Origin of the sequence: Tardiphaga sp., from assembly GCF_041424195.1 — a bacterium.
Classification (GTDB): domain Bacteria; phylum Pseudomonadota; class Alphaproteobacteria; order Rhizobiales; family Xanthobacteraceae; genus Tardiphaga.
This window is the reverse complement of record NZ_JBGMOE010000001.1, coordinates 1-10,335: the sequence shown is the minus strand read 5'-3', so window position 1 is coordinate 10,335 and position 10,335 is coordinate 1. Positions and strand designations below refer to the sequence as shown.

At 60.0% G+C, this 10,335-nt stretch carries 6 protein-coding genes and 3 pseudogenes; 7 read left to right on the top strand and 2 right to left on the bottom strand.

What is annotated here, in order from left to right:
* Positions 1 to 791 (top strand): annotated as a pseudogene (locus tag ACEK02_RS00045) (IS256 family transposase); the annotation flags it as partial.
* A 119-nt stretch (positions 792 to 910) separates the two neighbouring features.
* Here the strand turns inward: ACEK02_RS00045 and ACEK02_RS00040 are convergent.
* The gene (locus ACEK02_RS00040; protein WP_371419780.1) at positions 911 to 1,606 is read right to left on the bottom strand and encodes an outer membrane protein; all 696 of its coding nucleotides are present in this window, start codon (positions 1,604 to 1,606) and stop codon (positions 911 to 913) included.
* A 642-nt stretch (positions 1,607 to 2,248) separates the two neighbouring features.
* Here ACEK02_RS00040 and ACEK02_RS00035 point away from each other — a divergent pair.
* From ACEK02_RS00035 to ACEK02_RS00020, 4 genes and pseudogenes are all read left to right on the top strand, one after another.
* Positions 2,249 to 2,860, top strand: coding sequence for a DedA family protein (locus ACEK02_RS00035; RefSeq protein ID WP_371419779.1), 612 nt, complete (start codon positions 2,249 to 2,251; stop codon positions 2,858 to 2,860).
* 295 nt (positions 2,861 to 3,155) lie between these two features.
* A complete protein-coding gene (locus ACEK02_RS00030) occupies positions 3,156 to 3,536 on the top strand; it encodes a hypothetical protein (RefSeq protein ID WP_371419778.1) in 381 nt (126 codons plus the stop codon).
* Positions 3,537 to 3,985: 449 nt separating this feature from the next.
* Positions 3,986 to 5,317 (top strand): annotated as a pseudogene (locus ACEK02_RS00025) (IS1182 family transposase).
* A 470-nt stretch (positions 5,318 to 5,787) separates the two neighbouring features.
* Positions 5,788 to 6,525 (top strand): flagellar hook-basal body complex protein, encoded by a 738-nt coding sequence (locus tag ACEK02_RS00020; protein WP_371419777.1) that lies wholly within the window; start codon positions 5,788 to 5,790, stop codon positions 6,523 to 6,525.
* An 18-nt stretch (positions 6,526 to 6,543) separates the two neighbouring features.
* On the opposite strand, the gene ACEK02_RS00015 is transcribed toward ACEK02_RS00020, so the two are convergent.
* Entirely contained in the window at positions 6,544 to 8,007 is a 1,464-nt protein-coding gene (locus tag ACEK02_RS00015; RefSeq protein WP_371419776.1) for a phospholipase D-like domain-containing protein, read from the bottom strand.
* A 244-nt stretch (positions 8,008 to 8,251) separates the two neighbouring features.
* On the opposite strand from ACEK02_RS00015, the gene ACEK02_RS00010 reads away from it, so the two are divergent.
* Entirely contained in the window at positions 8,252 to 9,520 is a 1,269-nt protein-coding gene (locus ACEK02_RS00010) for a sodium:proton exchanger (RefSeq protein WP_371419775.1), read from the top strand.
* A gap of 686 nt (positions 9,521 to 10,206) precedes the next feature.
* Positions 10,207 to 10,335: pseudogene (locus ACEK02_RS00005) on the top strand (IS256 family transposase); the annotation flags it as partial.

Genomic DNA, 10,335 nt, shown 5'->3' with positions numbered 1-10,335 from the left:
GCGCGATCTGTCGGCGAAGCGCTACGTTTAGATCTGGGCGGACGGCATCCATCTCGAAGCGCACCTCGAGGACGAAAAGCAATGCATTCCTCGTGCTGATTGGCGCGACGCAGGAAGGCCGCAAGGAACTGGTTGGCTCACCGATGGCGCCCGCGAGAGCGCGCACGACTGGCGCGGTCTGTTGCTCGATCTGAAGCGGCGCGGGCTCGACGTGCCGCCGCGGCTCGTCACTCGCTGATGGCGCACTCGGGTTCTGGAAGGCGGCCGGCGAGGTCTGGCCGAAAACGCGCGAGCAGCGCTGCTGGGTGCACAAGACCGCGAACGTGCTCGCCAAGCTGCCGAAGAGCCAGCAGCCGAAAGCCAAACGCGCGTTGCAGGAGATCTGGATGGCCGAAACCAAGGTTGCCCCCGAGCTGGCTTCGACGCCTTCATCGACAGCTACGCGCTGAAATACGAGAAGGCGGCCGACTGTCTCGCTAAGGATCGAGACACGCTGCTGGCATTCTACGAATTCCCAGCCGAGCACTGGAAGCACTTGCGGACGACCAATCCCATTGAAAGCACCTTCGCCACCGTGCGCCACCGCACGATCCGATCGAAGGGCTGCCTATCCAACAGGACCGCGCTTGCGATGGTCTTCAAATTGATCGACGGCGCACAGAAAAGCTGGCGTCGTCTCGACGGTCGTAACCAGTTGCCAAAACTCGTTCTCGGTGTGACATCCGCTGACGGGAACGAGGTCATCGCCAAGCCAAACCGACCGTCGTCAGCCCGCAACCGCCGCCGCCTAACCGGTCAGGCCGTCACCAAAATTTGGCGATAGCTCTCCTCGCGGAGAGGTCCGAGTTATCCCGGCTTACAAAAAAGGGTCAGCCGTCCGGCTGACCCTGAATGTGCATCTTGATGACCGTCAGTAGTGAGAAGCCGCCGCGTTACCCCAGTTGAACCGGTAGTTCAGGCCGGCCTTGATCGTGTGCTCGTCGTTGCGAAACCCAACGGCGGTAACAACGCCGGCACCGCTGGTGAAGAGAGCGTTTCGGGTACCGAAGTCGTAGTATTGGTATTCGATTTTGCCCGACCAGTTCTGGGTGAATAGGTATTCGAGACCGCCGCCGACGGTGTAGCCGTCGCGACCGCCGCCGGCGTTTGAAAAGGTGCCGCCACCGAAACCGCTAGTAAGGCGAGAGTCAGCCCAGGCATAGCCGCCCTTGACGTAGACCATCGCCGGGCCCCAGGTGTAGCCAAGGCGGCCGGTGACCGAACCGAGTCCGCGGTTGACGAAGGGGTTGTTGTTGGTGTCGAGGAAGCTGTAGTTGGCCTCAAGACCTAGCACCCAGTTTGGTGAGAACTGGTGGTCGTAACCAACCTGCACGCCTCCCATGAACACACCGTCGTTGCTGTTGGTGCCGGTGAAGCCGGGAGCCAGAATGTTGTTGTTGCCACCGAATGCGCCGCCGACGTGACCGCCGATGTAAAAGCCAGTCCAGTTGTAAATCGGTGAGGCCATTATCGGGGCCTTGGTGTAGGGACGGGCCGCCATGTCAGCTGCCGACGCTGTGCCTGCTAGGGCGGCAAAGGCAACAGTAGCGAGTAGGAACTTTTTCATTTGGATCTCTCAGGTTTCATCTTTGTGCCCCGAAGCTACCACCCTGCTCCAAACTTGCTGTAGCGCGGAAGACACAACGCGCGAAATTATGAAGAATGCGCTATCGAGTGTGCGCAACTCGCGCCACTATGACCGCTAACCCACGGAAGTGACGTGCTAATTTTTAAATACGATGTTCTTATCTCGCGATGACAGATCTTGATGACGGAGCAATGTTCCGAAAGGCCGAAGTTCCATGGGAGCACCCGCACTCGGCCGCCACTCGACGAGGGCGGACAGAAACGGTCCTAGCTCGTCCGGCAGGCCTGGCAGCGGCACGTCGGGATCGAGCTTGATGCGGGTGTCAAACTCTCAGCCGATGAACAGCTCCGAATAGCGGGCGCGCAAAGAGCATCCCGGACCAGCCTGAAGTTTTTGGCTCCGTCAACGATTGGCGCGCTCTATCCGCCAGGAGGCCAGGCCAGGTCGCAGAAGCGGAACGCCGCTCAACCCGGCGGAGGCGACGTGCCGGGCTGTGGTGCCTTCCTGTTCCCCGATGGCTGGGCTTTGACCCCGCACCCTACTGAACGCAAGTGCGCCACGCGCGTTTCCAGGCAACGCGGGCGCATCGGCGATGATGCCGTAAACGCACAGGAGGTCAAAATGTTCGAATGGATCACGCAAGCCGCTGAGCGTGGAAGCTACGCTGGCGTATTCCTCCTGATGCTGGTCGAAAACGTATTCCCGCCGATTCCTTCAGAGGTGATCATGCCGCTCGCCGGCTATATAGCGTCGCGCGGGCAACTCACGTTCTGGGGCGTGCTGCTCGCTGGCACATTCGGCTCACTCGCCGGCACGTCCTTTTGGTATGCCATAGGCCGATGGCTTGGCCGTGACCGTCTGAAGCGCTTCGCCGCCCGACACGGGCAATGGCTCACCTTGAGCCCTGCCGACATCGATCGGGCGAGCGCCTGGTTTGCGCAGCGCGGCCACGCCGCCGTCCTGCTCGGGCGCTTGGTGCCAGGCATTCGCACCCTGATCTCCGTCCCGGCCGGGGTCGCCGGCATGCCGCTCCTGCCGTTCCTCGCCACCTCTGCCGTAGGAACGTTTTTCTGGACCGGACTTTTGGCTGCTGCGGGCTACCAGTTGGGCGAAAGCTACGGGGCGGTCGGGCGCTGGATCGAGCCGGTTGGGAACGGTGTTCTCGTCTTGGTCTTGGCCCTCTACCTCTATCGAGTGGTCACCTTCGACAGGCCGGCACGCGATCTCCCCTGAAGTGCCCCAGGACTCTTTTGGTGAGGATGCGTTGCAAAGTATGGCTTATCGAGCGGTGAAACGCCAAAGGCAATCCAGCGCCTCGTGGTGGAGGCGTGCGGGCCGCATTAACCCGACCAAACAGTTGCACTCTCACGAATAGGACGGTCAAGAACAGCAGACGACGTGCTGGCTCGAACCGCTCCTAATTATGAATGAATATTCAACTACTTACGCAAAATAAAGGCTTGGCGGTCCGGAACGAAGCCCCCGCTGATCGATTATTCTTCCACAGTTTCACCTTTGGAGTAGGAAAATGAGAAAATTAGCCATCGCAACTGCCGTCGGTGCGGCCGCGCTTCTCGGTGGTCCTGCAGCAAATGCCGACAACTCGCTGAAGACGACAACCACAATCAGCGGTACGAGCCAAGCAACCGACTTCAGTGCGCATCGCCGCTACCGCCACTATGGTTATCCGCAGCGCCGCGTGTACCGGAGCTACGGCTACTACGCCCCTCGACGGGTCTACTACGCGCCTTACTATGCAGACCCTTATTATGGTTACGGCAGCGGGTATGGCTACGGTTACGGAGGCCCGGGTATAAGCTTCGGCTTCGGCGGTCATCACGGCGGCTTCGGCGGTCATCACGGCGGATTCGGGGGCGGGTTCGGCGGTCATGGCGGTGGCCATCACTGAGATCTTACGGGCAAGTTAGCGGCATCAAGAAGCAGCGATCAATCATAAAAAGGAATGAATATGAACAAACTTACGTTTTCGCTTTTGTTTGGGGTCGGACTGTTCGCGAGCGGGGCCGAAGCAGGGCCACTTACTAAAGGCATTTCGCAGGTGGATAATGGTCCACTGCGCGTCCGGATGCTTTGCGACCAACCCGGCAATTGTCGCGAAGAGCATCATGATCAACCTGTCGTAATCAGGACCGTCCCCATGAGCCACGGCGCGAGTACTACGAGGAACGTCCTCCACAACACGGACAGCCTGGGATCGGTGTTTAAGTCCCGGGAGTGAGCATCGGGTTGGCGTCAACAGCCACGAACGTCGATAAGAGCAAAAAGCCCGCAGCAATGCGGGCTCAGACCGCTGACAAAGTCCTCGCCTTTGGCGGGAACCTTTTGATTCATTGGGGGATGCTTCGCAAACCCTTGCCTGAGCAGACCGCGATCGAGATGGTGAGTCTTGATGGTCTGGTTCCGAAGGATCATCTGCTTCGCAAGATCGACGCGGTGATCGATTTTTCCTTTATCCATGATCGGGTTGCCGGGCTTTATTGCCCGGACAATGGGTGCCCGCCGCTCGATCCGACGGTGATGTTCAAGGCGCTGTTCATTGGCTACTTGTTCGGAGTGCGCTCGGAACGGCAGCTGGTGCGCGAGATCGAGGTCAACGTCGCTTACCGCTGGTTTGGGACTGAAGCTGACCGATCCGGTGTTTGACGTCTCGACACTGAGCCAGAATCGGCGGCGGCGCTATCATGACACGAGCGTTGCACAGGACATCTTCGATGCGATCGTGCAGCAGGCGATCGGCAAGGGGCTGGTCGATGGCACGGCGACTCGACGCATCTGAAGGCGAATGCCAACAAGAACCGCTACGACACGGCCGTCATTGCCAATTCGCGCGCGGATTATTGGGAGGCGCTCGATACCGCCATCGAGCAAGACCGTGCCGGGCACGACAAGAAGCCATTGCCACAGAAGGACCGCCAACCGGCCGAGAAGGAGACCAAGATCTCCCGCACTGATCCCGAGAGCGGCTACATGGTGCGGGACGGCAAGCCGAAGGGCTTCTTTTATCTCGATCACCGCACCGTGGACGGCCGGCTCGACCTCATCACCGATACCTATGCGACGCCGGCCAATGTGCATGACTCGATCGTCTATCTCGGCCGGCTCGATCGCCAGCGGCATCGCTTCGGATTTGAGGTCGGGGCCGTGGGGCTGGATGCGGGCTATGCCACCTCGGGCATCGCACAAGGGAGCAACGGAGCATCTTTGGGGTGACCGGCTATCGCCGGCCAGCCCCGCCGCGGCCCGGCATGATGGCGAGCAAGGTGTTCACCTACCAGCAGGACGTGGATGGCTACCGCTGCCCGCAAGGTCAACTGCTGGCCTACGCGCTACCGGCATTACAAGAGCGATCCGGCGATCTGCAGAACCTGTCCGCTGCTGGCCTCATGTACTTCCAGCCGCAACGCCACCCGCCTGATCACTCGTCATGTCTGGGCGGACGCGCGCGAACGCAGCGATGCTCATCGGCTCACCCCGTGGGGCAAGCGCATCTACAAGCGCCGCAAGGAAACCGTGGAGCGCTCCTTCGCCGACGCCAAGCAGCTTCATGGCCACCGCTACGCGCGGTTCCGAGGCCTGATCGCCGTCGCCTGCCAGTGCCTGCTCGCCGCCGCCGCCCAGAACATCAAGAAAATCGCGCTCGCGCTGGCTCCCAGGCCCGGTCTCGCCTGAACAGCCACAACGCCTTCCCAATACCTGTCCTCAAAACACAAACCCCGCCGAAAATCGACGGGGTTTGTCAGCGGTCTGAGCCCGCAGCAATGCGGGCTTTTTTTAGCCCTACGCGATGCAAATTGCAAAGACGCGGGCAGCCATGGATCCCGTGCTGGAAACGAGATCATGGTTAGCAACGTCGTGATCCGAACAAGCTGCAGCAGATATTCGAGACGCAGCGCCCATCAAAGCACGTTTAGCGCGATTTGTCGCAGATGTGAATCGCGCGAATCGTCTAAGGAAGAACACTCTATCTTGCTCGATGATGGCTGTTGCTAATCCGCATTGCGCGGAAGGGGTTTTTCGCAAACTTCAAAGAAGTTGGACGACCGCCGGCACTGGCACCGCTTCGTTTGCGTCGCGTGCAATGTGACACGTCTTAAAGGTGCCGGAATAAGTCACCAGCCTAGACCAGTTGAGAAGCCATCATGGGCGACAAAACCATTATTGGTCTATCGCGATTGATATCGCTCCGGCAGCACGTCGACACCATCGCAAACAATGTTGCAAATCAGACGACCTCCGGCTTCAAAAGCCAGAGTGTTCGGTTTAGCGAGTATCTCACTCAAGCGGAGGAAGACGACATTCCTGCGTCGCCGAAGCGGTCGCTGGTGGCGTCGACCGGATTTGTGGACTTTTCGCCAGGGCCGCTGAGGGCAACGGGCAACCCGATGGACGTCGCCGTTGTGGGCGATGAAGCCTTCCTGGTCGTAAGCACTCAGAACGGCAATATGTATACCCGCAGCGGTTCGCTCACTATCGATGATCGCGGCCGCCTCGTTACGATGGCAGGCAATGTTGTCATGACGTCAGCGGGAGAACTAACGCTTCTGCCACGAGACGGCACCGTTTCGATCGCGCCGGACGGTACTGTTTTAACCGAAAAAGGGCCGAGGGGGCGATTGCAGCTAGTCAAATTTTCAGACACGCGGAAATTGATCCCACAGGGCGGAGCCCTGTTCTCATCAGTATCATCGCCGTCCGAAATACCACCCGCTCAGGTTCGCCTCGCCTCCGGCGTGCTGGAAAGCTCCAACGTCAACGCGGTGCAGGAGATGAGCAAACTGGTCCAGGCATCTCGCGCCTATGATCAGGTAGCCAAGGTCGTCCTTGGCAAGGACGATCCCAACGAGTTGCGAAAGCTCGCCGGGGAGGATGGACAATAGTTCCGCTCGGATGGCCGACTATTGCCTGAGACGCATAAGGCGATCCTGAATTGCATGCCCAAGCATGACCACGAGCGGTTCTGGCTGCTCGGGATCAAGCAGTTCGCCCTCGCTCAGCGGTGCCGGATCCGCGTCCGGAATATCGAGGGGCACTAACTTGTGACCTGAGCGGGATCGGAGCGCTTCGATCGACCTGATAACCGAACCTTTTTCCCGCTGGAGCGCGGCCTTCACATCTTGGGGTCTGACGCCAAGGTGCTCCGCGAGAAGTTCGTTACGAAACGCGACAACGGCTTGCGAGATTGTTTCGGCCATCGCCTCATTGCCGAGGGCATCGATTGCAAGGTCGCATTCGGTATCGAAGCCCATCGAGCGATTGTTCAGGTTCGCCGATCCGATCCGCAAAATCCGGTCGTCGACCACCAGCACTTTTGCGTGGACGTAGATCGGAGCTCCCGCGGGCGTCACGGGAGCATAAATCCGGAAACGACCGTGATGGTCGGCACTGCGAAGGTAGCCGAGCAGACGTCGGCGGGCAGCTCCCATCGCTTTTTCCTCGACCCAGCCTCGCGCGCGCTTTGAATTGATAACCACGATTTCAGGCCCGTCGGCCTCGCGCAGCCGGTCCGCAATCGCCTCGCCGATGCAGCGCGCCGCGAAGTATTGTCCCTCGATATAGATGCTTCGACGCGCGGCAGCGATCGCGGCCAGATACAACCTTTCGATTTCTCGTATGCCGGGCTCGCCCTGATACGGCGGCTGGGTGCGGGAGATTCCAATATCGACATCGCGCAGAAGGGGCGTGAGGTCGGCAGGCCAGAGATCGGGATCGGCCGATGCAGCCGGCTCGACTTTTTCTCCGGTTGCCCGCCGCCAGCGCTCGCGTGCCAGGTCGCCGAGCGCCTTGGCTGCCGGTCCGTCGACCGCCATGGTGACATCGTGAAAGGCACCATAGGAACGACCGGATGGCCGCACCCGGTGGGGATCGTCATCCTTGTGGGCCCTCGTGTCCCAGCGGTCGTCCGTCATGTCGATTCCGCCGCAAAATGCCAGCGCATCATCGATCACGACGATCTTCTGATGATGGGCCGCCCCCGGGGGATGGGCGCTGTCCAGCCGAAAATCGAAGCGCTTGCGACTTATCCAATTCAGCAGATAGAGCGGCGTGGTTCCACGCACCAGCGTTCCAACAAGACCAAGGTTCCATTGCAGCACCCGCACCCGCAGACCGGGCCGACGATCGATGAGGGCGGACAGGAAGGCGCCAAGCGTATCCGGCAAACCGGGCAGCGGCGTGCTCGGATCGAGCTTGATGCGGGTGTCAAACTCCCAGCCGATGAACAGAACCGAATGACGCGCGCGCAGGAGAGCGTCGCGAACCAGCCGAAAATAGGCCGCGGCATCGACAATCGGGGCAAGCCGATGCGTGTTCTCCACCCGCCAGCAGGTCAGGCCTGGCTGCAAAAGCTGGGCACGGTCCATGGCCGCATCCGCGACATGGCGGGGATGATGGCCTCGCGAAGGAGCGGTTTCTGTCATTTGGTCAGCCCTTATCGGCAATCTCGCGGTTTTTGGATTAGGAACAACTTCGAAACATCGCTCGATTGTCCCAAACATTCGACAGGCAAACGAATAAATTATGACGGCCGGGCGCAATTGGTTTCTTGCAACGCGCAGCTTATTGCCTCTATTAACGACCGTTCGCCAGCACTTGGAGGGTATGACCGTGAGACGTTTCCTCATTCTCGTCGCGGTGGCCCTGCTGGCGACCATCCCTGCCGTTCTGTTCCGCGGGTTGGGCCTGCGGCCCGGTCCTATTCTGGACGCCGCGATCTTTGGTGTCGCCATTCTGGCGGCGGGCTTCCTCCTTTCATGGGGGGCCGAGGCCGCCGAGCAGCACATTTCGCAAGGATTGATCCTGGCCGTTGTGGCGCTCGTCACCGTGCTGCCCGAATACGCAGTCGATCTTTATTATGCGTTTCAGGCCGGTCGCGCCGGCCCGGAATCGCAATATGTCCACTACGCCGCCGCCAATATGACCGGAGCGAACCGCCTGCTCGTGGGGCTGGCGTGGCCGCTGATGGTATTGCTTCATTGGGCGAAGGACCGTCATCGGGCGATCAGCCTGGCACCCGCCAACGCCGTCGAAATCGGTTTCCTGCTCCTGGCGAGCCTTTACGCATTCGTCATTTTAATGAAGGGAAGGATTTCGCTTACGGATTTTGCTGTGCTGGGGGCTATTTTCGCCGCCTATGTCTGGCGCGTCAGAAATCTTCCCAAGACGGACGATCCGAACGAGGCAGAGGAAGCGGGACCGGCGGCGGCGCTCAACAAACTCTCTCCTGCCAGGCAATGGCTCGCCATTGGCGCGCTCGCCCTGACGGCCTGCGCGGTCATTCTTTCCGCGGCCGAGCCATTCGCCGAGGCAATGGTAGAAACCGGGCGTGCCATTGGCATCAACGAATTCTTGTTGATCCAGTGGCTGGCTCCGCTGGCCAGCGAGGCGCCCGCAGTTTCGATTGCCGTCCTATTCGTGCTGGCCAACCGCGCCGGCAACGCCCTGACTGCCATGGTGAGCGACAAGATCAATCAGTGGACGCTGCTTGTCGGTATGCTGCCGCTTGCCATGAGCATCGGCGCCGGGGGCGTGTCGGCCTTACCGCTCGACGCCCGTCAAAGCGAAGAGTTCTTCCTCACGGCCGCACAATCGCTCTTCGGTCTTGCGCTGCTTCTGAGATTGCGCCTTGGCGTCTCGTCGGCAGCGGCTCTAGCGGGTCTGTTTTTCGTTCAGGTGACATTGGCCTTTTATTACCGCAACGACGAGGCGCGCACGATTTTGACGCTCACCTGGCTTGCCTGGACCTACCTCGTACTGGCTCTGATCGTTGTCGCTTTCAACACGAGACAATTGGCAGGCATAGTGCGTACCGCTTTTCTGTCATCAGCGGCCGCAATCGAGAAAAGCTCCAAAGAGGATGCGATCGCGACCCGTTAGTGACAGCTCGCCTCGTGCTGAAACGAATCAGATTAAAGCGCATATGGACGTGCTTTCTTCGGACAAGGAGCCGTAGGCAAGTTTAGTGGCGGCGCAATCTTGAGCGGGCATCCCAAGCTCTGCAATCAAAAGCGCCGCTGTGCTTGTGTTAACTGTTATCCCCTTCGTAAACAGACGTTTCGTACTGCGCATGAAGATTGCACTGGCATCAGCATCCGGTAGCCGCCATAGGCGAGCGCTGCGGTGACCAGTATGAAGACGAATGCTACGCGGCCCCGGTTACTTCCACTGAAAGGAAAATCCAGCATGCTTACCCATCCCACCCTCGACCTACTGCGTAGCCTCGGTCTCCACGGTATGGCCAAAGGCTTCAAGGAACCCCGAGCCGGACCGGCGATCGCCGCGGCGCTGGAGCGCATCAACGCGCACGTCATGCGCCGGATCAGCGTCAGCCGCCGACAATTGTTCGAGACCGTCGAGATGCCGGTTCTGGCGCCCTTGCCGGATGCCGACTATCAGTTCGCGGAATGGCTCCTGGCCCGCGTCTCGCTCGATTTTGGCGGGGTACCGCGCCTTGTGGTCCCCGACAATTTGAAATCCAGCGTCCACAGGGCCTCGTTCTACGACCCTGAAATCAATCGCAGCTACGGGATGATGGCGTCCGGAATAATCGGAATCCGCAGTAGAGGCGCGATCTGTCGGCGAAGCGCTACGTTTAGATCTGGGCGGACGGCATCCATCTCGAAGCGCACCTCGAGGACGAAAAGCAATGCATTCCTCGTGCTGATTGGCGCGACGCAGGAAGGCCGCAAGGA

Bases quoted from the DNA above. Each gene is read 5' to 3' on its own strand.
- ACEK02_RS00040 (WP_371419780.1), bottom strand. From the start codon at position 1,606: ATGAAAAAGTTCCTACTCGCTACTGTTGCCTTTGCCGCCCTAGCAGGC.
- ACEK02_RS00030 (WP_371419778.1), top strand. From the start codon at position 3,156: ATGAGAAAATTAGCCATCGCAACTGCCGTCGGTGCGGCCGCGCTTCTC.
- ACEK02_RS00020 (WP_371419777.1), top strand. From the start codon at position 5,788: ATGGGCGACAAAACCATTATTGGTCTATCGCGATTGATATCGCTCCGG.
- ACEK02_RS00015 (WP_371419776.1), bottom strand. From the start codon at position 8,007: ATGGACCGTGCCCAGCTTTTGCAGCCAGGCCTGACCTGCTGGCGGGTG.
- ACEK02_RS00035 (WP_371419779.1), top strand. From the start codon at position 2,249: ATGTTCGAATGGATCACGCAAGCCGCTGAGCGTGGAAGCTACGCTGGC.